The sequence below is a fragment of the Enterovibrio makurazakiensis genome (genome assembly GCF_050336585.1).
In the GTDB taxonomy this organism is placed as follows: domain Bacteria; phylum Pseudomonadota; class Gammaproteobacteria; order Enterobacterales; family Vibrionaceae; genus Enterovibrio; species Enterovibrio gelatinilyticus.
The window spans coordinates 202525-228393 of record NZ_JAKJSE010000004.1; the positions used below are offsets into that span (position 1 = coordinate 202525).

The window sequence follows — 25869 nt, forward strand, 5'->3', positions numbered from 1 at the left end:
TTAACATGCAAAACGAAAATACAAAGATATGTAGCAATTGCGTAATGGACACAACGGATTCGAAGATCACCTTTGACGCAAATGGGGTCTGTGATCATTGCAACACTTACTATTCAGACATACTTCCTAATTGGAATCCTGATGGTTTAAATGACAACTCTTTACTGAAACTTGCTGAAAAGATTAAGCTTGAAGGTAAGGGGCATGATTTCGATTGTTTGATCGGTATGAGTGGAGGAATCGACAGCTCTTACCTACTTTATCTAGCAAAAGAAAAACTGGGTTTGCGTCCGCTAGTATTCCATGTTGATGCGGGTTGGAACAGCCAGGAAGCAGTTAACAATATCGAGCGACTGGTTGACGGTCTTGAGCTTGATCTTTTCACCGAGGTCATCGACTGGGAAGAAATGAAAGATCTTCAGCTTTCATTCTTTAAGTCTGGTGTTTCACATATTGATACGCCTCAAGATCATGCTTTCTTTGCCACCATGTATAAGTTTGCAAGCAAGCATAATGTGAAGAACATACTTACAGGTGGTAACTATTCTACAGAATGTATAAGAAATCCACTTGAGTGGATGTACTACCAATCTGATTCTCGTCAGCTTAAGGATATCCACGCTAAGTTTGGTTCAGTACCTCTTAAGAAATTCCCAGTTACCAATATCCTTTGGCACAAACTATACCTGCCTTATGTTAAAGGCATAAAGTTAACTAGACCTCTTGACTATATGAAATATAACAAAGAAGAGGCGATAAAGACTTTAGAAGATAAGTTTGGGTATCAGCGTTATCCTCAGAAACATTTCGAGTCGAGATTCACTCGCTTCTATGAAGGCTACTGGTTGCCAAATAAATTTGGCTATGACACTCGAAAAGTGCAATTTTCAAGTTTGATCTTAACAGGCCAAATGACCAGAGAAGAAGCATTGGAAGAGCTTAAGACACCACCAATGACAGATGAAGATGTACGCCATGAGTTTGAATTTATAGCAAATAAACTCGGCATTACAACTGATGAACTTCAAGGCTATTTTGACGCACCAAACAAGACATATCGTGAATACAAGTCGCAACAATCAATTTATGATGTTGGAGCAAAAGTAATGCGCTCACTAGGACTTGAGAAAGGAGGCAAGCGTTGATCGGTATTATCGATTATGGCTTAGGCAATATCCGAGCGTTTGGGAACATCTATAAACGTCTTGGTATTCCTCATTTCTATGCGCAAACACCCGAACAGCTCGAGCAAGCGACGAAGTTGATATTACCAGGCGTTGGTTCTTTTGATTTTGCAATGGCAAAACTCAACGACTCAGGAATGCGTGCTACCTTAGATGATTTAGTTTTAAATCAACAGATGCCTGTTATAGGCATCTGTGTAGGCATGCAAATAATGGCGAATTCGAGTGAAGAAGGCGAGGCTGCTGGGCTGGGCTGGATAGATGCCACCGTCAGAAAGATCAAGGTTGATAATCATCAAAAATACCCGTTGCCTCATATGGGATGGAACACAATAAGCATAGAAAAGGAAAGCTCTCTGTTCCTAGAAATCGAAGAAAATCCTCAGTTCTATTTCCTTCATTCCTATTACTTTGACTGTGCAGATTCTGAGAAATTAGCTGTCGCCAATTACTCACATGATTTCAACTGTATAGTCAGTAAGGGCAATATCTACGGAATACAATGCCACCCTGAAAAAAGCCATCACAATGGTGTCACGTTGCTGAAGAATTTTGGCGAGGTTTGCTAGATGTTACGCTCGAGAATCATCCCTGTACTGCTTGTCCAAAACAAAGGACTTGTCAAAACGGTCAAATTTAATGAGGGCAAATATGTCGGAGATCCTCTTAATGCTGTCAGAATATTCAATGAAAAAGAAGCTGACGAATTAACAGTTTTCGATATCGACGCCACGGTCAACGGACGCGAACCCGACTATAAAATGATCGAAAACCTTGCTACAGAGTGCAGAATGCCGCTCTGTTATGGCGGCGGCATTACCTCTCTAGATCAAGCGCTTAGAATTCTTTCGTTAGGGGTTGAAAAAATAGCTCTTAGTAGCGCAGCAGTTGAAAATCCTCAGCTAATAAGCCAAATTGCAGAACAGGTTGGTAGACAAAGCGTCGTTGTAGTGGCTGATGTGAAGAAAAAGCTGTTTGGAGGATACAAGGTCTGCACTCACAACGGAAAAAAAGCAGCCAATATAGAACTTTTGGATTTCGTAAAGAAGGCAGAAGAACTGGGTGCTGGCGAAATAGTTGTTAATAACATAGACCTTGATGGAACAATGAAAGGCTATGATGCGAATTTGGTAAAACTACTAAAAGAAACTGTCACTGTTCCCCTAACCATCTGTGGTGGTGCTTCCAACTTGGACGATATCTCCCATCTAGTCCATCAATACTCACCAATCGGTTTAGCAGCAGGTAGCCTGTTTGTTTTCAAGGGGAAGTATAGAGCGGTGTTGATAAATTATCCCAACAACGCTGAGAAAATTCGTTTATTTGATTGAGGTTTTACTCTTGAAACAGGTATTGCAGAACATAAGCAATGGCGAAACATTGCTTGAAGATATTCCGTGTCCACAAGAAAAAAAAGGAAACTTGCTCATAGCTACGCGAAGTTCTCTTCTGTCTGCTGGTACGGAGAGAATGCTGATTGATTTTGGCAAGGCTAACTTCATAGATAAAGCCAGGCAGCAACCGGACAAGGTCAAGATGGTGCTGAACAAAGTCAAAACTGATGGCCTACTCCCCACGATCGATGCAGTTAAATCTAAGCTAGACCAACCACTTACCCTTGGCTATTGCAACGTCGGTAGTATTATCCATAATGGGGAAACAAGTTTTGAAGTGGGTACTCGTGTCGTTTCAAATGGTAATCATGCTGAGGTCGTACGTGTTCCCAAAAACTTATGCGCAAAGATCCCAGATAACGTTGATGATCAATCCGCATCGTTTACTGTAATTGGCGCAATTGCATTGCAAGGCATTCGCCTTGCTAAACCTACGCTAGGCGAATGTGTCGTCGTAACTGGTTTGGGTTTAATTGGATTAATCACCATCCAGTTGCTTCGCGCCAATGGTTGCCGAGTTCTTGGTTTGGATTTCGACTCAGCGAAGTGTGAACTAGCGAAGCAATTCGGTGCTGAGGTTGTTGATCTATCCAAAGGCGAAGATCCAATTAAAGCAGCTGAAAGCTTTTCTCGTGGTCGCGGGGTGGACGCTGTTATCATTACCGCGTCAACTAAGAGTAACGAGCCTGTATCTCAAGCAGCGACAATGTGCCGCAAGCGAGGAAGAATAGTTCTCGTAGGTGTTGTTGGATTGGAGTTATCTCGTGCTGACTTCTTTGCGAAAGAATTGACCTTCCAGGTTTCATGCTCCTATGGTCCTGGTCGATATGATGCAGACTATGAGGACAAAGGAAACGACTATCCTGTTGGCTATGTGAGATGGACTGAGCAACGCAATTTCGAAGCCGTATTGGATTTGATGTCTAGTGGTGTTTTAGACATGAAACCATTAATTAGCCACCAATTTGATATTGATAACGCGCTAGAAGCTTATAAAACGTTAGAAGACAAATCGTCACTCGGTATTCTGCTTAACTACCCTAATCATGAAAAAGACGCTCTATTAGAGCGAAATGTAGCTCTTAATGTTGAAAACACTAGAGCGAAAGGAAAAGCGGAGTGTGCGTTTATAGGTGCGGGTAACTATGCGTCACGGGTGTTGATGCCTGCGTTTGCTAAAAGTGGTGCATCGTTAAATACCGTTGTGACTAGTGGTGGTGTAACAGCAGTACATCATGGGAAAAAACTCGGCTTCAAAAATGCATCGACTGATATGAATGATGCACTTAACAGTGAAGAAGTAGATACCGTTGTCATTGCAACTCAACACAATTTACATGCTGATCAAATCATTAAATCTATCAACAAAGGCAAACATGTATTTGTTGAGAAGCCATTGGCTTTAAATGAAGCTGATGTAGATTCGATTGAATCTGCATACCTAAAATCTGCAACCAAACCAATATTGATGGTCGGATATAATCGACGTTTTGCGCCAAATGTGATCAAAATGAAAGAGCTTCTTGATCGCGTTAAAACCCCTAAAACCTTCATTATGACAATGAATGCTGGTGACATTCCTGCAGATCACTGGACACAGGATACTGAGGTTGGCGGTGGACGTATTATCGGTGAGGCTTGTCACTATGTAGATTTAATGCGCTTCTTAGCAGGTAGCAAAATCACCGGATTTAGCGCGACTTGCATCGGTGATTCTCCAGGTGTAGCTATAAAAGAAGATAAAGCATCGATTACCCTTACGTTTGAAGACGGTTCCATAGGAACCATCCACTATTTTGCAAATGGTGGTAAGGCTTTCCCTAAAGAACGTATTGAGGTTTTCGCAGATGATGCGGTCTTACAGATAGATAACTTTAGGAAACTGAATGTTTTTGGTTGGAAAGGTGCAAGTAATGAGAAACTGCGTGCGCAAGACAAAGGTCAGTCTAACTGCACGAAAGCCTTTGTAGAAAGTGTGAAGGAGTCGAAACCTTCGCCCATTGCATTTTCCGAAGTTATCGAAGTAGCAAGAATAACATGCCAGATTGCAGAAGCTCTGCGTAAATAAAGTTAGCGATGATGAGGAAGGGTAGGATAACTACCCTTTTTTTATGAAAAAAGCCCTAAGACTCTTCAATACAGTTAAATATCTAAAACCAGTTCAATTTACGAATAGAATTCAAAGGAAGTTCATAAGGCCAAAATTGGCTTCGTCAATTGAGTACTCTGGGACGAAAGACTTGAACCGATGGCAGCGGGTTGAGTTAACACCCAATGCAATGGATCAAAACTGGAATTTAACCTTCCTCAATGAGTCTTTTCAATTTACTGATTGGAAGGTTCAAGGGAAAAGTAAGCTCTGGCTGTACAACTTGCATTACTTTGATTGGCTGAATTCTCACAATGCCCAAGAAAATCAAGAGAATAATGATTTTCTCATCGCGGACTGGATCAAAGAAAATGAATTCGGAAAAGGCGTTGGCTGGGAGCCTTATCCAACTTCTTTGAGGATTGTTAACTGGGTTAAGTACTTTTTATCTATAGGGCACGCGCGAAAAGAATGGCAAGACAGTCTATGGTCGCAAGCTCTTAGCTTAGAACAAGATGTAGAGTGGCACCTGCTGGGGAATCACTTATTTGCCAATGCAAAAGCGCTTATTTTTGCAGGTACATATTTTGAAGGTGACACCGCAGCGCGATGGTCCCAATTAGGCTACTCAATTCTATCCAAAGAACTTGATGAGCAAATACTTGCAGACGGGGGTAATTTCGAACTCTCTCCTATGTATCACAACATAATATTGGCAGATATGCTCGATCTTTATAACTTGTCTATTTGCGCTTCATCAGGAGACATTTGTCAGCTAAGAGATAAACTCGCCTCCAAAATTCAATCAATGTTTTCCTGGTCACAAGCGATGATGCACCCAGATGGGGATGTTTCATTTTTCAATGATAGTGCCAGGAACATTGCACCTCAGATAGGTGGTTTGATTGATTATGGTGCCAAATTAGGGCTAGAACGTGACATAGGCGAAACAAGCCGCCCAGTCACGAATCTTGTCGAATCTGGATATGTTGTGCTGGAAAAGGGACCATTTTACCTCGTGGCTGATGTTGGCCATGTCGGCCCTGATTACATACCTGGTCATGCACATGCTGACACTCTTAGTTTTGAATTGAGCATGGGAGTCCAACGCGTCTTTGTAAATAGTGGCACGTCTGTTTACGGCCTTGGCGAAGAAAGACTAAGGCAGAGACAAACTATTTCGCACAATACAGTGGTCGTTGACAATGCTGATTCAAGCGAAGTTTGGGGAGGCTTTAGAGTCGCTAAGCGTGCCATTCCTGGGGTTGTGAACATTGAACAAAATAATGATTCAGTCTCTGTCGCGTGTTCTCACAACGGTTACTCTACGTTTGCAAACAAGCGAGTTCATGAACGTACATGGGAATTGTCTGAAGGTGGCTTAAAGGTTGTTGATGAAATTGATGGTAAGTTTCTCACAGCAACGGCATATTTTTACCTTCACCCTAATATAGTTGTCGAACAATTAAGTGATACTCAAATCGAGTTAGTGCTACCGTCGAACGAAAGGCTAAGTTTAGTGTCTAGCGATGTTATGAAGATCGAAGATACTACTTGGCACCCCGAGTTTGGAGTTAGTATTCCAAACAAACGAATAGCGATTGATTTGAAAAATAAAGTTCTAGAAGTGAGCCTATTAAAATAATGCACATTTTATTCTTAACAGACAATTTTCCTCCTGAAGGCAATGCACCGGCTACCCGAACGTATGAACATGCAAAGCGCTGGGTAGAAACAGGTCACAAAGTAACAGTGATCACATGTGCACCTAACTTTCCAGAAGGGGTTGTTTACCAGGGATACAAGAACCATTGGTATCATCGGTCGGCAATTGAGGGTATTGATGTCATTCGCGTGAAGACGTTTATCACAGCCAATGAAGGAACAATGAAAAGAATACTGGATTACGTGTCTTTTATGGCTTCCAGTTTTGTTGCAGGGTTATTTCAATCAAAGATTGATGTAGTTGTGGCCACGTCTCCTCAGTTCTTCACTGCGTGCTCAGGTTGGGCGCTGGCAGCTTGTCGTAGAAAACCATATGTTTTTGAACTTAGGGATATTTGGCCGGCGTCAATCACTGCTGTCGGTGCAATGCAGAACAGCAGGTTGATCTCCGTACTTGAAAAATTAGAGTTATTCCTATATTCGAGAGCGGATTCAATTATATCAGTTACCTATGCATTCAAGGACGAATTGATTCAAAGAGGTGTATCTGGAGAGAAAATTGACGTTGTCAGGAATGGTGTTGATCTCACCAAATACTCTCCTGCTAACGAAAAAGACTCTGAATTCGCGAGAAAATATGGTCTCAAGAACAAGTTTGTTGTTGGTTACATAGGTACACATGGCATGGCTCAAGGGCTCGATAGCATTGTCTCTGTTGCTGAAGCATTAAAGCATGAGACAAATATTCAGTTCGTTTTTGCGGGAGGCGGCTCGGAAAGGAAAATGGTTGAATCTTTAGTGGCAGAGAAAGGCTTAGATAACGTCACACTAATTGAACGTCAGCCAAAGGAAGCCATGCCGAGAATTTGGTCGCTTTGTGATGTTGCGCTAATACCATTGATCAATAAAGAACTATTCAAGACAGTGATACCGTCAAAAATTTTCGAGTGTATGGCGATGGGGATACCAATGATTGCCAGCTTGCCAGAAGGAGAAGCGACAAAAATAATAAGGGAAACAAAATCTGGAATTATTTCTCGTTGCTGTGATGTTTCCTCGATTAGAATGTCAATATTGGAACTGCTAAATGACAAAGATAAATACAATGAAATAAAAATGTCTGGAATTAAAGGTGCGCACGAATTTAGTAGGGTTAATCAGGCAGATTTAATGATTGAGTACATAGAAAAAATTGCTTTTGACTAGTATGGACAGGGCCATATAGCTTTATCTGTCATGGTTGGCTAATCCTCAAGAGTTGATAGTTCAGACTCGGGTGCCGTTAGTCATACCATTTGGAAAGTTTGATAAAAAACGCGGTCCATTAAGTATTAGATCGGTTCACAACCAGATGACCGAGTGGCGCTAAAAGATGAAAGTATTAGCATCAAAGGATTTAAAATGTCACCCGGCACTATAGAAAAGGTTGGTATGATGTATTGGATACTTCTGAGTCGGTGTATTGTGTGAATGTATTGAGTTTTGGTACGAGAAATATTTGCTTAAGAAACCACAAGTGCGAATCCGAAGGGTTTAACAGCTATAAAGCTCAATTACACGTCATCTCTTTCCAAAATTTTTTACCAAAAACCCCCTCTTTCATAATCATGTCCCATAGTGAAAAATTAATAACAGATAGCTGTCTTGCCTAATACCATTTTAATGCACATGGTTGCTTTTTCAAGTGATATCCACAGGCAGTGTTTGTCATTTAAATTATAAAATATGTTGAATTATGATTGTATAAATTATTTCATTACCAACGAAAGGAATATTTGCTACTCTCGCTATGTCCAGTTCCCCTATGCTGAGACAGTCTAAACTGGAGTTTTCTGCCCCAGATAATGCAGGAGAGCACCATGAAGAAGTCACGGTTCACTGAATCACAGATTGTCACGATCCTGAAAGAAGCCGACGCTGGCTTGAACGTTGACGATATTTGCCGTCAACACGGCATCAGTAGCGCAACCTATTACAATTGGAAAGCCAAGTATGGTGGGCTTGATGCATCTGAACTCTAGCGCATCAATGTGCTAGAGGCAGAAAATGCCAAGCCAAAAAAATGTTCGCCGACGTCAGTTTGGAAAACCATGCGATGAAGGAGCTGTTCGCAAGATAGGGTTGGTAGTGTGTGAGAAGCGAGATTGTACTCGCACGTTAGTCGCCACTGGGCTGAGTGTTATTCGTGCATGCCGGCTCACAGCACTAGGACGTGCGAGTTACTATCAAGAACCCAAGGACTGGCGTATTGCCGATACTGAGGTTATCGGTGCCATTAATGTGGTATTTGAAAAAGCCCCAATGCTGGGTTCTGGAAATGTTTCTGGCGAATAAAGCGAAAACATCAACGTTTCAATCATAAACGGATATACCGTGTTTACTTCCGCATGGGACTAAATCTAAAACGGCGACAAAAGCGTGTACTACCGCCACGAATTTCTATGCTGCTGGATGAGGTGGACACACCAAACCACCAATGGGCACTCGGCTTTGTTCATGACTCCCTGTATTGCGGCAAACGCTTTCGGACGCTCAATATTCTCGATGAGGCAACACGCGAATGTTTAGCAATAGAAGTCGATACGAGCTTGCCTGCGGGACGTGTGGTACATATCCGCGAACAGTTGGAACAAGAACGCGGCCTACTAAAACAGCTTCGTATGGATAACGGGCCTGAGCTTATATCTGAACAGTTAACGAATTGGTGTAAAGCTCATGATATCGAGCTTAGATATATCCAGCCTGGCAAACTTCGACAAAACGGATTTGTAGAGCGCTTTAATGGCTTATTGCGTCGGGAGTTCGTCAATGCTTATTTGTTTGAAACCATAGAGCAGATTCAAGATATGGCATGGGTGTGGATGTGGGATTATAACGAAGAATGTAACCACGAAAGCCTAGGAACATCCCTCCGGCCGAATAGCGGAGGTAATTGGAGACCTCTAGCTATGCATTGCTCGCTAAAGGGGAAGTGGACAGTTATAAGTCTTTAGACCAATCCTAGATCTATATCCACGCCAATAGTCATTGATGAGTGAACTGAAATCAATGAGTTGAGATCTAGAATGGTGGTTGGCGAAGAATGTATTAAGGCGAGACTAAGGTAGGGGGGGTGGCTACGCTGGTAGAAGCAAAGACGGATTTCGCGGTGATGCGGATAGCTAGCAAGTGTCTAAAGTTGTAAGCTGTACTATCAAAGAAACTCACAAATCTAAGCTGGTTGAGATGCTATTTAGAGTGCTTTTTCCGCTACAATACAAGGGCTTGCAGTGGGTCTAAGTAATGAGAATGTGATGGAAGTAACTTAAATATTTTGAGATAATCTTAGCTCTACTAAAACATGACGATTTCCTGGCTAGGTTAACTAAAAGAAGATTGCAAATGAAACTAATTGTCACTGGCGGGGCTGGCTTTATTGGATCCGCACTTATCCGCTATATCATAGAAAACACCAATGACTCCGTTGTGAATATTGATAAGCTCACCTATGCGGGAAACCTCGAGTCATTGATTGAGGTGGTCGATTCCGACAAATACCTGTTTGAAAGAGTAGATATCTGTGATGCTGAAGAATTAAAACGTATTTTTAAACAGCAACAACCAGACGCCATTATGCACTTAGCTGCTGAATCTCATGTTGACCGTTCTATCGACTCCTCATCTGATTTTATAAACACCAATATTGTAGGCACACATCATTTGTTAGAGGTAGCTAACGCTTATTGGATGTCTTTGCCTCCTGAGAAAAAAAATAATTTTCGATTTCATCATATATCGACAGATGAGGTTTTTGGAGATCTTGGCGATAGCCCAGGTTTCTTTACAGAGAAATCTTCTTATGCACCCAGCAGTCCATATTCAGCCACAAAAGCTGCGAGTGATCACTTGGTAAGGGCTTGGCACCGAACCTATGGATTACCAATCCTAATTACCAACTGCTCTAATAACTACGGTCCTTATCACTTCCCAGAAAAACTAATTCCATTAGTGATTCTGAATGCTCTTGAAGGGAAAAAACTTCCTGTGTATGGAGATGGAAGTCAAATAAGAGATTGGTTATATGTAGAGGATCATGCGAGAGCTTTGTATACAGTCATAACTACTGGAAAAGTTGGAGAAACATATAATATTGGTGGACACAATGAAAAGACAAATCTTGAGGTCTTAAAGTGCATTTGCTCTCTACTAGAAAAATTTGCACCAAATAAGCCAGAGAATGTAGGTCATTATGAAGACCTAATCACCTTTGTAGATGATCGGCCTGGTCATGATGTCCGTTATGCAATTGACGCAGGGAAGATAGAGAAGGAACTAGGTTGGACGCCGATAGAAAGCTTTGAATCAGGTCTCAAGAAAACAATAGAGTGGTATATAACCAATCCACAATGGTGGAAGAGGGTTTTAGATGGTTCATATAGTCGTGAGCGACTAGGAAATACAAACTCTCAGCACATGGACCAGAAACTGAAAAAGATAACCGAAGGAACTAAGCGAGTCTTATGAAGGGAATTATACTGGCAGGTGGTTCCGGAACCCGTTTGTATCCAATCACTCAAGGTGTGTCTAAGCAGTTATTGCCTGTTTACGACAAACCAATGATTTACTATCCACTTTCCATCTTGATGTTAGCAGATATAAAAGAAATATTGATTATAACCACACAAGAAGATCAATATGGATTTATACGTCTGTTGGGCGATGGTAGTCAATTTGGTATTCACTTAACTTATGCAATACAAGAAGAACCAAATGGTCTAGCTCAAGCATTTATTATTGGCGAGCATTTTATTGGAAATGATAGTGTATGCTTGGCTCTTGGTGATAATATTTTTTGGGGACAAGGATTCTCTCCATTGCTAATAGAAGCCTCGCAACAACTAGATGGTGCAACAGTTTTTGGCTACAAAGTGCATGATCCAGAGCGATTTGGCGTTGTGGAATTTGATGTAAACTATAATGCTATATCCATCGAAGAAAAGCCGCTTAAACCAAAGTCAAGCTTTGCAGTTACAGGCCTATATTTTTACGATAATTGTGTTATCGATATAGCAAAGAAAATTAAGCCTTCTTCAAGAGGAGAGTTAGAGATAACCTCGATTAATCAAGAGTATCTTCGGAATGGCCTCTTGAAAGTGAAGCAATTAGGGCGTGGGTTCGCTTGGCTGGACACTGGAACTCATGAGAGTTTACTTGAGGCTGGACAATTCGTAGCAACAATTGAGAAAAGGCAGGGATTTAAAGTGGCATGCCTCGAAGAGATTGCACTCCAAAAAAACTGGATTGATGCAGACGAGATAAGAAATAGTAAGTACTTATCAGCAAAAACTAGTTATGGAAGCTACGTAATGGAATTGATTGAGGGGAACTTTGGTGAATAAAAAAATAGCCATTTCACAATCGAACTATATTCCTTGGAAAGGTTACTTTGATATGATTGCTTATGTCGATGAATTTATTTTATACGATGATATGCAATACACCAAGCGAGATTGGAGAAATCGAAATCAAGTAAAAACACCTAGTGGCTCACAATGGATAACCATCCCAGTGAAAGTAAAAGGGAAGTATTTTCAAAAAATCAATGAAACTGAAATTGATAGCGACGCTTGGGTAAGAAAGCATTGGGGTACGATTGTTCAAAATTACAAAAAGGCACCATATTATGATGAAGTTAAATCAGTGTTGGAGCCTTTATATATGGATGTAAAGCACTACAACTTATCCCAATGTAATCGCAAATTTATAGTAGCAATATGCGAATACCTATCTATAGGTACTAAAATACTAGATTCATCAGATTATGATCTTGTCGATGGAAAGTCAGAAAAACTCCTTAGTATATGTATGCAAGCCAATGCAAGTGAATATGTTTCCGGCCCTTCCGCTAGGGGATATCTAGATGAAAAACTATTTCTTGATGCCGGAGTTAAAGTGACTTGGTTCGACTATAATGATTATCCAGAGTATCCGCAACAGTGGAAAGGTTTTGAACACTACCTTTCAATAATAGATCTTCTATTTAACAACGGAAAAGATAGCAAAGAATATATGAAATATGTGAATAAAAAGGGTGCTTTGTTATGAAGCTATCTATTGTCACTACTCTTTACCTGTCTTCTCCTTATATAAAAGAGTTTTATACTCGATGTGTCGAGTCAGCTAAGCTTATTACAGATGACTATGAAATAATATTTGTAAATGATGGCTCTCCAGATGACAGTTTATCAGAAGTCAAGCAGATAGCTGACATTGATAAAAAAGTAGTGATTGTCAATTTATCAAGAAATTTTGGTCATCACAAGGCTATCATGACAGGGTTAGAATATTCACGAGGCGACAGAGTGTTTCTACTAGACAGCGATCTTGAAGAAAAACCAGAGTGGCTCACTGAATTTAACCATCGGATTGAGAATGAAAAATGTGATGTTATTTATGGTGTCCAGGAAAAGCGGAAAGGAGAATGGTTTGAAAGGGTAAGTGGTGATATCTACTATAGAATCATTAACCTATTCATAGAACACCCAAAAGATATTACTACTGCAAGATTGATGACAAAACAGTACGTTGAAAACCTTGTTAGGCATCAGGAAAGAGAGGTTGTATTTTCTGGCTTGTGTTTGTTAACTGGTTTTGAACAAAAAAGTGCTGTTGTTAAAAAAACATCAAAAGGCTCTTCTACTTACAGTTTAAGAAGGAAACTATCTCATCTTATAAACACGGTTACTTCATTTAGTAGTAAACCTTTGATTGGGATATTCTTCACTGGAATAACTATTTCCGCTATTACATTCCTATACGCATTTTCACTGATTGTTAATCGACTACTATTCTCAGCTCCTGTTGAAGGGTGGACTTCCATTATGGTCTCTGTATGGCTGCTTGGAGGTATCATTATCTCATTCATTGGTTTGATAGGAATATATCTGTCAAAGATTTTCACAGAGGTGAAAAGACGCCCATATACAATTGTAAAAGAGGTTGTTAACGGAACTTTAAATCGAGTCGACACCTGAGGCTTTACAATTTGTGAACAGTTTATATATACCAGACTAGAATGGTTTTCCAACTTTAGATTATGAGTTAACTAAGATGAAAGAAGAGTATATTTGCCCGTTATGTAAAGCGGTTCTGGTTTCCCAATCAGATGGAATTAAATGCAAAAATGATCATTTTTTTCCATATATTTCCAATACGACCTCTCCAGTTTTTGATTCAGCTGAAGAAAACATCAACGAGTACAATGTATCGCAGGCAGCTGAAATGCATGATAATGCTTTGAAGTGGTTGTTTGCAACATTCGGTGGCAGTGAGCATCAGTTAAGGAAAAACTTAATCTCGCGTTTAAACCTTCAGACAGGACAAAAGATACTAGTTACTGGTGTAGGTGCCGGAAATGACCTCCCATATTTGGCTGAATTGCTAGGTGAAAACGGGACTATTTTCGCGCAGGACTTTTCATCTCCAATGCTCGAATCTGCCATTGAAAGAACTAAATCAGTTCTTGGGCTGGATGACTATGACATTCATTTTTCTGTCAGTGATGCTACAAACCTTCCTTTCAAAGACAACTTATTCGATGCGACCTATCATTTTGGTGGTCTCAACATATTTCCAGATATTAGGAAGGGGATATCTGAAATGGATCGAGTGACCAAAGACGGTGGACGAGTTGTATTCGGTGATGAAGGTTTACCTGCTTGGTTGAAGAATACTGATTATGGGAAAATGGTCATTAATAACAACCCATTATGTATTTTTGATGCTCCAATGAGTGACATCCCTGAGACGGCAAGAAAAGTGAATCTTTCGTGGGATGTTGGTTATTGTTTCTACATAATAGACTATACAGTTTCAAATCAACCGTTGGATTTAAATATTGATATACCTCATATTGGAGTCCGGGGCGGGACTATTCGGTCTAGGTATTATGGACAGTTAGAAGGTGTTAATCCACAGCTAAAGAACGAACTATACGAGTTAGCCAAAAGAATGGGGTTGAGTCGTGTAGATCTTCTTGAGAAAATAATAAAAGACGGATTGAAAGATAATGGTGTTTGAATATGTATAAGTGGCTTAAAAAAGGGCTAATATATAATCCGCAGTCTTCTGCATACACTCATGGTTCCCATCCTTGTATAGTGCAAGTTGAGGGAGACTTATATGTCATTGCATACACATGCCGTGACAAAAATCGTAAGTCGAACATATTTCTTTCATATGCCAACGTCAGTGATGGAATTATCACATTAGTTGGTTCTCCTAAGATGGCACTCAGCCCAGGGGACATAGGCTATTTTGACTGCGATGGAGTTATAAGTGGGTGCCTGATAAAACATGAAGGCGGGTACTATTTGTACTTTGTAGGATGGCAAAACTTACCAGATGGACTCTGGATATGTGATACGGGGCGGGCAACGCTTGACATTGATAAACTTGAATTGACAAGAGAGTTCCCTGGGCCAATTATCGGGCGTGATAAGAACCACCCACTATTTGCTGCAGCTACAGCATTTCATATATCCGAAGATGGCATCTGGCACACTTGGTACAACTCTGGTTTAAAGTGGGAAAGAACCGATAAGGGCTTAGATCACTACTATGGACTGCATCATGCGCATTCAGTTGACGGTATTGATTGGATTTATGATAAAGAGCAATGTTTACCATTTAAAGATGAGTATGAATATGCCTTTGGACGTCCTAGTGTTGTTTTCTGGGCTGGGAAATATCACATGTGGTATGCACACCGTGCTTCCAAATATATAGAAACATACCGAATTGGTTATTCAACTTCTAATGACGGACTCTCATGGGATCGCCAAGATGAATCTTCAGGTATCGACGTTTCTGAGTCAGGTTGGGATTCTCAGATGATCTGTTACCCAAGCGTTTTTGAGCATGAGGGGATCCGGTATATGCTTTACAACGGGAATCACTATGGATTAACGGGTTTTGGTTATGCAGTGATGGAAGGTAATGTAGCTGGATGAAGCGGGAAAACCAATTATCCTCAATTTTTAAGACAATACTGCCGAGGTTGATAAATGATGTCATATAAGCAACCAGCCGTGATCAAAGGATAGTTAGATGAAGAGCATCGTACTCGCCGGCAACGGCACTACAGCGGAAATTCTATACGAATATGTAAAGCAAGATAGTCGCTACAACGTCGTTGCCGTCATCGCTGATGACGAATACGTAAAAGATCAGAACTTTCTTGATGTGCCTTGTTTGAAACTAAGTGCCCTAGAGTGTCACTATCACAATTCTGATGTAGCGGTAGTCATTGCAATGGGCTACGACGATTTAAATAGATCGCGGCAATCTATGTTTGACCGGATAAAACACATTGGGTATAAAATTGAGACTTATATCCATCCTGATGCCAAAGTATATACTTCGAATCAAATTGGCGAAGGTAGTGTAGTGCTGCCTGGAGCTGTGCTTGAGCCATATAGTAAGTTAGGAAAAAATAGTATGATTTGGTGTAATTCAACAGTGGCTCATCATGCTGATATAGGCGATCACTGTTGGCTTGCTTCAGGCTGCGTAATTTCAGGAAGTGCTGTCGTTGGAGATAATACATTTATTGGAGTTAATTCGACCATTGTTAATGAGGTAGAAGTTGGAAAACTCAATTTAGTCGGAGCAGGTGCATTGATCTCTAAGTGTACTAAAGCGAATACTGTACATCTATCTAGGTCTGGCGAGCAATTCCGATTTTCTGCAGAAGAATATATTAAATTTTTTGGAGTATAAAAAGTGGATAGTAAATTAGCATCAGTTTTAGCGAGTGTTTTCGGGATAAATGTTGCTGACGTAACGCTTAGTTTAAGCAAAGCAGATGTACCAAACTGGGATTCGCTGAAGCAAATGGATCTGGTTACTTCGATTGAATCGGAGTATGACTTGACCTTAGAGTTGATGGATATCGTTTTGATGACGTCTGTTGATGCTATTGTTAAAATTTTGGTAGAGAAGGGAGTTGCTCTTGAACATTAATGGTGCTGTGGCTTTAGTGACTGGAGGCTGTGGTGGCCTAGGTTCGAACATAGCTGAGCATCTTTCCTCTCTCGGAGCTAAGGTGGTTATAGCTGATTTAGATAATTCTAAATCAGATTGCATTCCAGATAAATTCATAAAGTATTCATTTGATGTAACTGACCCTGATCAAGTTAAGAATTCCATTGGGACTATTGTTAAAGAACATGGGCCTATAGAAATATTGGTGAACTGTGCTGGCAGTATAGATAGCGCACCTTTTGTAAACTTGATGAATCCAAATCAGCTGATGTTAGATTACGATAGATTCAAGTCTAATATGCTGATCAACCTAGACTCAGTCTTTTTGGTAACCTCATCTACCGTTGAACATATGTTACTGAATAGAGTCAAGGGCTGTATTGTTAATATTAGCTCAATCTCAGCTAATGGAAACGAAGGTCAATGTGCTTATTCTTCAGCTAAAGCAGCAGTGAATGCACTGACTATTACTTTATCTAAAGAGCTAGGTAAGTTAGGAATTCGGGTTAATGCAGTGTCACCGGGTTTTATCGGTACTGACTCGACCAGTGAAGCTCTATCGGAAGCTCATATAAAGTATATTATATCTAACACGCCAATCAGAAGGTTAGGTAAGGCTGTTGAGGTTAGTAAGGCTGTCGCTTCACTAGTTGAGAATGACTTTATTAATGGAGTTATTTTAGATGTAAATGGTGGGTTGACGATATGATTACTCCAACATTGCTATTGGAGAATGAGTATAAAGATTTATTTGAAAGATATATTACATCTCAGTTCGTTTTTCCTCTTATTGCCGCAGTTATCGAGAGAAAACAAGACGGACTGATTTTTGTCAATTGCAACGAATCACCAACTAGTTATTTTATAGTTCATAAATTTGGTTTTTGTCAGTTCTTTGAAGTGGAAAGCGATATTAGATTCGAGCGACAAATCTGTGATTTTTTAGATTCAACCAATAATCTAGCAGGCATATGCGGAGAAAAGTTGAGAATATATTGTACTGACAAGAAATGGTCAGGCTATATAGATTCACTCAATAATCCATCATTTGCTAAAACTACCAGATGTCGTATGCATTTTGGTGGAATTATTCCGTCTCCAAACTTGAGTGAAAGCAAAGTATGTGAAATAAGTGAAAGTAATTTTCATTTGTTAGAACAGTCAATAAATCTTAGCTATGGACAACGTTTTTGGAAAAGTAATCAAGAATTTCTTAGTTCATCTGGTGCGGTCGCGACTTTCATAGATGATGTGGCAGTAAGTGTTTGCTATTCAGCCGCAACTAGTAATTGTATGGCTGAAATCGATGTCTATACTCATGAAGACTATAGGCATGGTGGCCATGCACTTGATGCACTTAATGTATTTATTCGTCAAAGCATTCTCGTGGGCGTGAAACCATATTGGGACTGTTACAAAAACAACATTGCTTCCTTTAAACTAGCACTGTCGGCTGGTTTTTTTGTCAAGTACGAATATGATTTTTACGTGGTAGACTTTAGATGATTTAGTTGAGAATAATTACCGCAATATCACCGAGATTGTATTTCGGTGATATTCATTGTTGGTATCGCAGGATTTCTTCCTTGTGGTGGTGGCTAGTGTCGGATGATCGGCATTTTTAGTAACAAAATTAATGACAACTTCCCGGAGGATGTGTGTATTACTACAACTTGGGTTTGAAATTTCGAGATGTAGCTAATGAATATGAAAACATACCAGCATTGAGGTATAGTGATAATATCATTAACTATGGTTGTCTTTATAAACAGGCGCTTTCTCAAGCTTGCTCCCTAATAGAGTTGAACTGTAGTAAGGGTGATGTGATCGCAATAGGTCATACTAAGCTAGTAAATTCATACTCGTTGATGCTGGCATGTCTTATGGTTGGCGTTGTATATGTAAATATCGATGTAGATAGCCCAATTGAGAGAAATAGAAAGATAATTAGTACTTCTAATGCAAAATATTTGTTTTGTGATAGAGAAGATAGCTATGAAGCACTTTCTGAGTTAATTAGTATTTCTAGTTGCACAGTTATAAAGATCGATGATTTAGAAATATGTCAAATCGACAGTCATCAATTGGGAAAAATAGAAGATAGAATAAAGAGCGTCGACGGTTCATCCATTGCTTATGTTATGTTTACATCAGGTTCTACTGGTACCCCTAAAGGGGTCGCAGTTACTCACCAAAATATTCTTCATTTTATTGAATGGAGTAAAACCTGTTTCGATATAAAAACATATGATGTATTCGCCAATTTTAGCCCGATGTATTTTGACAACTCTGTTTTTGATTTCTACACGGCCTTGTTCTCTGGTGCATCTTTAGCTCCGATATCGAAAGATATGCTTGCAAATCCTGTTCAGCTTGTGTCTGATATTGAAGATTTGAAATGTAGTATTTGGTTCAGCGTTCCCTCTCTTCTTATCTATTTAATGTCTATGAAAGTAATATCAAAAGGAAGACTTACTAGTGTTAGATGTATTTCTTTTGGTGGTGAAGGTTACCCTAAGGTAGAGTTGAAAAAACTGTTTGATATCTTCAAAAGTCAGGCAATGATAGTGAATGTATATGGTCCAACTGAATGTACCTGTATATGCAGTGCTCATCAGCTGACAGATAGAGATTTCGAATCTTTAGATGGATTACCTACTTTAGGAGCTATTAATCAAAACTTTGACTATTATATCCTTGATGAAATTGGTGAGAAATCTGATGTAGGTGAGTTATGCCTTATTGGACCAAATGTAGCATCTGGTTATTTTAATGATATTGAGCGAACTGAATCATCATTCTTTACTTTACGAGAGCCTTCACATTTTATGAAAAGAATGTATAAAACAGGTGATCTTGTAACGGAGAAAGACGGCTTGCTTTATTTTGTTGGGCGTAAAGATAATCAAATAAAGCATATGGGGTATAGAATTGAGTTAGAAGAGATAGAACATGCTCTACTTAATCTATCCTATATAAACCAAGCAGCAGTTATATATAGAAGAAAAAGTTCAGGCTACGGTGTCATAGAGGCGTATATAGCGACAAATGCCATTGTTGATAGTCGAGCTATATTGGATGAACTTAAGGGTTTCATTCCATTATATATGATTCCTGGTCAAATATTCCCTATGAAAACACTTCCAAAAAATGCAAACGGAAAGATTGACAGGAATGCTTTAAAATCTGGTAAATATAATGCGGATTGACATAGATAAGTGTTTTTCCTCTTTCAATGAGTTAATTAGATATGCATTGGTTGGAATATTTCAGAATTCATTAGGTTACCTGATATATATAGCTCTCACATATATCGGAATTGACCATAAGGTAGTCGTGGCAATATCCTACCCTTTAGGGCTCTACGTGTCATATCGTGGAAATTCCACCTACACATTTAATGGATTTGAACGTAAAGGAACAGTTGTTAGATTTTTTATTGTGCATTTGATGGCTTATACTCTTAACTTGTTTTTCCTTTATTATTTTTCGGATGTCCTTGGTTATCCTCATCAAGTCGTCCAACTTTTTTGCATAGCAATAATTGCGATATATCTATTTATCATGTTGAAAATCTATGTGTTCAAAAATACCGTTTCGGAAGGTTAGGTATGGATTGTAATAACAAAATTGATGAAATTCATATTATTCATCCAAGCAAAGATGAAAGCAGTGAAGATTATAATGCTAGCGGTCTTGATGCGATATATGGATCGGAGAATACACACTTTTGGTTTAAGCATAGAAAAGAATACATCTTTAAGAGTATTTCTAGCTTTGTAAAATATGATGACAAGATTATCGAAGTAGGTGCTGGCACAGGTGGCGTTACTCGATACCTCATGAGTAAGGGGTATCGAGAAATATGTGTTGGTGAACTTCATTATTCTGGCCTCATGTATGCTAAATCATATGGAATAAAGAATTGTTATCAGTTTGACTTGTACAGGTCACCTTTCGTAAATAAGTTTGATTCGGTCTTTATGTTCGATGTTCTTGAACACTTAGAGGATCCTGATCTAGCATTAACCAAAGTACATATGATGCTAAGAGAACAAGGTACCATTGCATTGACAGTACCCGCACACAAGTGGCTGTGGAGTCGCGATGACAAAATTGCTGGACACAAAAAAAGGTATACGAAGGCCTTGATCTCGATGGAACTTGAAAAAAGTGGTTTTGAAGTGATAACGAGTAGATATTTTTTCAAATTGATTGTTCCTTTACTCTATTTGAGAACGCTGATTGCTCCCGATAGTCAAAAAAAGATATTGCAGAGTGAGTATGAAAAAGAAGTTAAAATTAATAAGATTGTAAATGGTGTATTGTTTGCAATTTGTAAGTTCGAGAATATTATCGAGCGTTTTCTTCCTAATTCCTTTGGTGGAAGTATTTTTGTAGTAGGAAGAAAAATATGATTCCATTTACCAAACCGACTGTTGTTGGTAGCGAAGAGGCTTATCTTTCTGAAGCGATTCGAGTTGGGCAATTGTCTGGTGATGGCATATTTACTCAAAGATGCCATGATTGGTTCGAAGCGAAACTCCGCTGCAGAAAAGCGCTCTTAACTCCAAGCTGTACTTCGGCCCTTGAAATGGCAGCATTACTTGTTGATCTTGAGCCTGGCGATGAAGTTATTATGCCTAGCTATACTTTTGTGTCTACGGCCAATGCTTTTGTATTACGCGGAGCAAAAATAGTCTTTGTCGACATTAGGCCTGATACAATGAACTTAGACGAAAATAAGATTGAGGCTGCAATTACTTCTCGGACAAAAGTGATAGTTCCAGTTCATTATGCTGGCGTTTCATGTGAAATGGGCACCATTATGGAAATTGCCGCACGTCATAACTTATGGGTTGTAGAAGATGCAGCTCAGGGTATGATGAGTGAATACAATGGTAAATATCTTGGAACTTTGGGTCACATAGGTACTTACAGCTTCCATGCTACAAAAAATTATACATCTGGAGGAGAAGGCGGTTTACTTATTATCAACGACCCGACACTTGCTGAACGTGCGGAAATAATCAGAGAAAAAGGCACAAATAGAAGCAATTTTCTCAGAGGAAAAATAGATAAGTATACGTGGGTGGATATAGGTAGTAGCTTTCTTCCTTCTGAACTTCAGGCAGCATATCTATATGCACAGTTAGAATGCTCCGAAAAGATACACACTGATCGTCTTAACCTGTGGAACGTCTATTATAAAGAACTCAGTCATATTACTAGTATTGATCTCGCTGTAATACCAGGGAAATGCAAGCATAATGGACATATTTTTTACATTAAGCTTAAGGACGCTATAGAGAGAAAACGTCTTATTAACTATTTGGTCGATTTTGGTGTTTTTTCTACCTCTCACTATGTTCCTTTACACAGTTCTCCATGGTATTTAGCTAATGAGGGTGTTATCCCTAAGCTTAATGTAACTGATTCCGAAAGTTCTCGTATATTAAGGCTCCCAATTTTCAGCGGTATGGATGTAACTCAAGTGTTGTATGTGTCTGGTTTAATAAAGGAATATTTTGGGAATGCCGAATAAGCTTATAAATTTCAGATGGGACATGCTAATTGTCTTTTTTTTAATCATATATCCGATATTGAATAATCAGTATGCTTTGTGGGATGGCGTAATACTGAATTATGCAATTGAGACAAATAATCGTTTAATTATATCTACGATGTTTTTGGAGGCTGGTGCACCATTGGTTGCGGGTCTTCATTATGCAATTTACGAACTATCAAATTTTTCGGGTGTTAGTGGGAAGTCAGTTTATTCTTTTCTTATAGCAGGGATCAGCTTTCTCCTATATTTTGAGTTTGTTAGGATTCTATCATTTTCATTTAAAATTAGTAATTCAAAGAGGGTGTTGATATCAATTCTTTTTGTGGCTTTACCATTCTGGAGTTCATTTCTATCTGATATATACATAAACTACTTGATATGTATATATTTGACTTTTTTGTCAGTCAACCTATTACTTAGAGAGAAGTTTTTATTAGCTCTTTTTTTTGGCGTATTTGCAATTGCATTGAAGGTGAATATATATTTCCACCTAATTTTGTTTTTGTTTATTTTTCTAGTTCGCAATTATGATTTCCGAAAGCTAACATGGCAATATTATATTGTTTATTTATCGTTGGTTGCATTTTTTGTTTTGCGTGAAATATTCTTGGTTCCTAGTGGTCAGTATGTAGGATATAATGGGTTTTCTTTAGACAGGATCGTTTCTTTTTTCTTAGATACCCAGGTCTACTCTAAACTTTTCTTTATTATTCCTTTGGCTGCAGCATTTGCGTTTTCAATTATTAGAATGCAGCTTTTGGTTTTTCTTGTGTTATCTGTTGGGCTGGTTGGTATTTTCTATTTGGCAGATAAAATTAATTATGTCTCGATTTTGGAACTGAGATCTGTCCGTTCTGTACATCCATATGATTTGAGAACTGATATTACATTTCACCTCTATGTATTGGTTTTAAGTTCTGCATTTATTTTGTCTGTTAATAGCCGGTTGAAAAACGCGCTTGTTGTTTTAATTTTGTTCTTGGTGTTTTTGCCTCAGAAATATTTTGCTGATATGAGAATGGCCCGTATGATTAACGAAATTGAATCTGTATATGAATTTTTTGAAGTTAACAGGGATTTGTATTTGGGAAAAGAAGGTTTAATGTATACGGAGATAGAGGGAATTTCAGTAGGTAACTATCACTTATATAAAATTTTTGGGAATTCAAAAATCATTACTAGCAAAGCATTAGGGACAAGCTATCAAGATCGAATCTGTGTAGATTCGACGGCTCTGATTTATAGACAAAAAGGTATATGTGAAGGATTTACTCGATGGGACACTTTGTTAAAACCAAAAATAATATATGGAGAATATGACTACATGGATCTATGGAAATAGTTTGTCGTACAGAGTACAGAGCACAGAGCACAGAGCACAGAGCACAGAGCACAGAGCACAGAGCACAGAGCACAGAGCACAGAGCTCTGAGCTCTGTTGTTCAACGCCGACTTACAACTGAATCACTTAGCGACGCTTTTGGCGAAGTACACTTGAACCACCTATGGTGGTTATCCCTGTCTGTCAGACTCATTTTGTAGAGCGGTTGGCACTGTCTCTAATGCCCTTATTCCTTTAAGTCGATAACTCTCTGAACTTATTTCAATGATGTGTAAATGATAAAGTAACAGTGCAGCCGCGAGTGTGGTGTTATCAGCGAACGCATTCTACCATTATGAGAACGGTAAATTTTTTGTTACAACCACGCTGCCCTGTTCTTATCGTTTTACGATGACATTGAAGAATAATTTCGCTTCTTTTCTCACGAAGGGGAGATACCGAGCTTGGGCCAAGTACATTTAGTTTGAGATAGCTTTCTAGCCGTCTTGTTTCTTCGCCACTGACACTTGAAGCATTAAATCAGCGCTGATAATAGAGCGAGTTATCGATCCTTTTTGGACTGTAAGCTGACCAAGACAGACGGCTAAATGATGTTTAGCAACGCCACTTGGCTCGAGCTGCACTACGTTGTCTTTCGCAAAACAAAGGCGAGACTTGTTAGGTCTTTTAGTTGTTTCCTCGGCGCTTCCGTCGCGAACTTGAAGTCATAATCGTCGAACTTTAATCCATCGGGAAGCTTGCGGGACGTGTCCTCGAACAGTTGGAAAAAGAGCGAGGTCTACCAAAACAGTTGCGGATGGATATCGGACCTGAGCTTATATCTGAACAATTAACTCATTGGTGTAAAGCAAATGATATCGAGCTTATATATCCAGCCTGGCAAACCTCAACAAAGCGGATTTGTAGAACGCTTTAATGGCTCATTCCGTTGATAATTCCTCAATGCTTATTTGTTTGAATCCACAGAGCAGGTTCTAGATATGCATGGTCGTAGATGTGTGATTATAACGAAGAGCGCGCACGAAAGCTTAGGAAATATCCCTCCGACTGAATACCGGAGAAAATTGGAAATTTCCAATTATGAGTTGTCTCATTAAAAGGTGAGTGGACACCAGATCTGATGACTGCAGCATCACTCCAGAAAGGGATACTGCACGATTCTTCAGGGCGAGGTTGTATTCTTTCCAGTGGTTGATCTTGTATTTGGCTTTGCCTATCATCATCTACTTGTTAGAGGTCCTGGTGATCTGAACGCTGCAATTGGGATTAGTTCAATGATTTAGGAAACAACGTCATTTAAGTTGACGACTACAGTTTGTATGTTTTTTTAGTAATCGCTTATGACTATGTTGATCGGTTTAACCTAAGCTGACGATACGTTTCTTGTTGGTTAAGTGTTGACGTATATTCGAAATTGAGTTTCTAGAGTCCTCCCGAAAAAGATCATGCAGGCGTATTTTCTGTTTGTTTATAGTGTTAATCCAATTTTGCTCTTATGAAACTTATTACGCGCCAAATGTAATTTAGTAGCAACGAATAGACCGCAAAAGTTGCTAAGAATAACAAAAACATCACGACTTCAGGGATTTCAATTAGCTCTCCTAGTATGCCGAACCCCGCAAAACACGAAGCGACTAAGCAGATCACTACCAGTGTTTGGTGAGACGTTAACCCTAAGCGTTGGAAAATGTGGTGTAAGTGTTCACGGTCAGGTTTAAATGGTGAATCTCCACGGCGGACCCGTCTTATCATGATCGCAGCCATATCCATCAATGGGAGAGCAATCAGCCACAATGCTGTCACAGGGCGCATTGGAGGATTTGTACCATTTTGGCTAGAAAGCAACAAAAACCAGATGACAGTAAATCCGATAAGCATACTTCCAGCATCACCCATAAATACTTTGAATTTGCGTCCGGCCATTCCCAAGTTCAGCAGTATATAAGGAAGCAGAACAGCAATCATGACAAAACACATAAAGGCCAATTTTCGCTGTTCATCATGAATGAGCAGAATGGCTAATCCACCAAATGTTACAGTGGATAGCCCCCCAAGTAGTCCGTCTATCCCATCCACCATATTAAAAGCGTTAATGGCGCCAATCACTGCTAAAATCGTTATTGGGTAGCCTACCCATCCCAAAACTACCTCCCCGAAGCCAAACATATTCCCTAGTGTATTTAGTTCGATGTTGCCAAGGTACATCATAGCGATAGAGAGCAATGCTTGAACGGCAAACCGAACTCTAAAATTGAGGTCGAATTTGTCATCCAACGCACCAATAATTACAAGCAAGGTGATACTGGCTGCATACAGTCCGGAGTGAGGTATAATGAGTGGGTTGTTAAATAAGTAGTAAAGCATTGATATACATATGGATATCCCTCCCACCAGAGGGATGGATCCATTATGGGTCTTTCTCGCGTTAGGTTTATCTACTAAGTCAATAGACTTCGCGACTTTGCGCATTAGAAAAAGAGTGGCGAATGAGAAAAAAAACAGAAACGCTAAGTCTGCGAGATGGAAAAGCACAATACTACCTACATTTAATTTTTTGCAATTTTAAACGATAACAATGTGTGATCGCCACCATCATCACGGGG

At 39.4% G+C, this 25869-nt stretch carries 22 protein-coding genes and 3 pseudogenes; 23 read left to right on the forward strand and 2 right to left on the reverse strand.

From position 1 onward, the window contains the following. Positions 1 to 5 precede the first annotated feature (5 nt). The 22 genes and pseudogenes from L4D06_RS00980 to L4D06_RS01085 all read left to right on the forward strand — a co-directional run bounded on the left by L4D06_RS00980 (position 6) and on the right by L4D06_RS01085 (position 23266). On the forward strand, positions 6 to 1145 hold the full coding sequence (locus L4D06_RS00980) for an N-acetyl sugar amidotransferase (protein ID WP_429737550.1): 1140 nt from the start codon (positions 6 to 8) through the stop codon (positions 1143 to 1145). After that, positions 1142 to 1753 (forward strand): imidazole glycerol phosphate synthase subunit HisH, encoded by a 612-nt coding sequence (hisH, locus tag L4D06_RS00985; RefSeq protein ID WP_429737551.1) that lies wholly within the window; start codon positions 1142 to 1144, stop codon positions 1751 to 1753. Before L4D06_RS00980 ends, hisH begins: the two co-directional genes overlap by 4 nt. Next, a complete protein-coding gene (locus tag L4D06_RS00990) occupies positions 1754 to 2515 on the forward strand; it encodes an AglZ/HisF2 family acetamidino modification protein (RefSeq protein ID WP_429737552.1) in 762 nt (253 codons plus the stop codon). It begins immediately after the preceding gene. Positions 2516 to 2525: 10 nt separating this feature from the next. Continuing rightward, entirely contained in the window at positions 2526 to 4646 is a 2121-nt protein-coding gene (locus L4D06_RS00995; RefSeq protein WP_429737553.1) for a bi-domain-containing oxidoreductase, read from the forward strand. A 172-nt stretch (positions 4647 to 4818) separates the two neighbouring features. After that, positions 4819 to 6312: a heparinase II/III family protein gene (locus L4D06_RS01000; protein ID WP_429737554.1), complete on the forward strand. Its 1494-nt coding sequence runs from the start codon at positions 4819 to 4821 to the stop codon at positions 6310 to 6312. Then, the gene (locus L4D06_RS01005) at positions 6312 to 7538 is read left to right on the forward strand and encodes a glycosyltransferase family 4 protein (protein WP_429737555.1); all 1227 of its coding nucleotides are present in this window, start codon (positions 6312 to 6314) and stop codon (positions 7536 to 7538) included. Before L4D06_RS01000 ends, L4D06_RS01005 begins: the two co-directional genes overlap by 1 nt. 653 nt (positions 7539 to 8191) lie before the next feature. Then, positions 8192 to 9325 (forward strand): annotated as a pseudogene (locus L4D06_RS01010) (IS3 family transposase). 388 nt (positions 9326 to 9713) lie between these two features. Further along, positions 9714 to 10835: a dTDP-glucose 4,6-dehydratase gene (rfbB, locus tag L4D06_RS01015; protein ID WP_429737556.1), complete on the forward strand. Its 1122-nt coding sequence runs from the start codon at positions 9714 to 9716 to the stop codon at positions 10833 to 10835. Continuing rightward, positions 10832 to 11710: a glucose-1-phosphate thymidylyltransferase RfbA gene (gene rfbA, locus L4D06_RS01020; RefSeq protein WP_429737557.1), complete on the forward strand. Its 879-nt coding sequence runs from the start codon at positions 10832 to 10834 to the stop codon at positions 11708 to 11710. Before rfbB ends, rfbA begins: the two co-directional genes overlap by 4 nt. Next, positions 11703 to 12416, forward strand: coding sequence for a WbqC family protein (locus L4D06_RS01025; RefSeq protein ID WP_429737558.1), 714 nt, complete (start codon positions 11703 to 11705; stop codon positions 12414 to 12416). Before rfbA ends, L4D06_RS01025 begins: the two co-directional genes overlap by 8 nt. Beyond that, a complete protein-coding gene (locus L4D06_RS01030) occupies positions 12413 to 13345 on the forward strand; it encodes a glycosyltransferase family 2 protein (protein WP_429737559.1) in 933 nt (310 codons plus the stop codon). The genes L4D06_RS01025 and L4D06_RS01030 overlap by 4 nt, the downstream gene beginning before the upstream one ends. A gap of 76 nt (positions 13346 to 13421) precedes the next feature. Further along, entirely contained in the window at positions 13422 to 14390 is a 969-nt protein-coding gene (locus L4D06_RS01035; protein WP_429737560.1) for a class I SAM-dependent methyltransferase, read from the forward strand. Positions 14391 to 14392: 2 nt separating this feature from the next. Continuing rightward, positions 14393 to 15322: a glycoside hydrolase family protein gene (locus tag L4D06_RS01040; protein WP_429737561.1), complete on the forward strand. Its 930-nt coding sequence runs from the start codon at positions 14393 to 14395 to the stop codon at positions 15320 to 15322. 97 nt (positions 15323 to 15419) lie between these two features. Beyond that, positions 15420 to 16091 (forward strand): acetyltransferase, encoded by a 672-nt coding sequence (locus L4D06_RS01045; protein WP_429737563.1) that lies wholly within the window; start codon positions 15420 to 15422, stop codon positions 16089 to 16091. 3 nt (positions 16092 to 16094) lie between these two features. Beyond that, positions 16095 to 16334: an acyl carrier protein gene (locus L4D06_RS01050; protein ID WP_429737564.1), complete on the forward strand. Its 240-nt coding sequence runs from the start codon at positions 16095 to 16097 to the stop codon at positions 16332 to 16334. After that, positions 16324 to 17064, forward strand: coding sequence for an SDR family NAD(P)-dependent oxidoreductase (locus L4D06_RS01055; RefSeq protein ID WP_429737565.1), 741 nt, complete (start codon positions 16324 to 16326; stop codon positions 17062 to 17064). The genes L4D06_RS01050 and L4D06_RS01055 overlap by 11 nt, the downstream gene beginning before the upstream one ends. Then, positions 17061 to 17861 carry a GNAT family N-acetyltransferase gene (locus L4D06_RS01060; protein WP_429737566.1) on the forward strand — a complete coding sequence of 267 codons (801 nt, stop codon included), beginning with the start codon at positions 17061 to 17063 and terminating at the stop codon, positions 17859 to 17861. The genes L4D06_RS01055 and L4D06_RS01060 overlap by 4 nt, the downstream gene beginning before the upstream one ends. A 152-nt stretch (positions 17862 to 18013) precedes the next feature. Then, the gene (locus tag L4D06_RS01065; protein WP_429737567.1) at positions 18014 to 19564 is read left to right on the forward strand and encodes an AMP-binding protein; all 1551 of its coding nucleotides are present in this window, start codon (positions 18014 to 18016) and stop codon (positions 19562 to 19564) included. Then, a complete protein-coding gene (locus tag L4D06_RS01070) occupies positions 19554 to 19964 on the forward strand; it encodes a GtrA family protein (protein ID WP_429737568.1) in 411 nt (136 codons plus the stop codon). The genes L4D06_RS01065 and L4D06_RS01070 overlap by 11 nt, the downstream gene beginning before the upstream one ends. Positions 19965 to 19966: 2 nt before the next feature. Next, on the forward strand, positions 19967 to 20773 hold the full coding sequence (locus tag L4D06_RS01075; RefSeq protein WP_429737569.1) for a class I SAM-dependent methyltransferase: 807 nt from the start codon (positions 19967 to 19969) through the stop codon (positions 20771 to 20773). Further along, on the forward strand, positions 20770 to 21900 hold the full coding sequence (gene rffA / locus L4D06_RS01080; protein ID WP_429737570.1) for a dTDP-4-amino-4,6-dideoxygalactose transaminase: 1131 nt from the start codon (positions 20770 to 20772) through the stop codon (positions 21898 to 21900). Before L4D06_RS01075 ends, rffA begins: the two co-directional genes overlap by 4 nt. Then, positions 21890 to 23266, forward strand: a complete 1377-nt coding sequence (locus L4D06_RS01085; protein WP_429737571.1) for a hypothetical protein — start codon at positions 21890 to 21892, stop codon at positions 23264 to 23266. Before rffA ends, L4D06_RS01085 begins: the two co-directional genes overlap by 11 nt. Before the next feature lie 476 nt (positions 23267 to 23742). Here the strand turns inward: L4D06_RS01085 and L4D06_RS01090 are convergent. Then, positions 23743 to 24026 (reverse strand): annotated as a pseudogene (locus L4D06_RS01090) (ATP-binding protein). Here L4D06_RS01090 and L4D06_RS01095 point away from each other — a divergent pair. Continuing rightward, positions 24012 to 24363 (forward strand): annotated as a pseudogene (locus L4D06_RS01095) (integrase core domain-containing protein); the annotation flags it as partial. The pseudogenes L4D06_RS01090 and L4D06_RS01095 sit on opposite strands and share 15 nt — an antisense overlap. Positions 24364 to 24742: 379 nt before the next feature. On the opposite strand, the gene wecA reads toward L4D06_RS01095, so the two are convergent. Beyond that, complete coding sequence (wecA, locus tag L4D06_RS01100) at positions 24743 to 25798, reverse strand: UDP-N-acetylglucosamine--undecaprenyl-phosphate N-acetylglucosaminephosphotransferase (protein ID WP_429737572.1); 1056 nt, start codon at positions 25796 to 25798, stop codon at positions 24743 to 24745. Positions 25799 to 25869 lie beyond the last annotated feature (71 nt).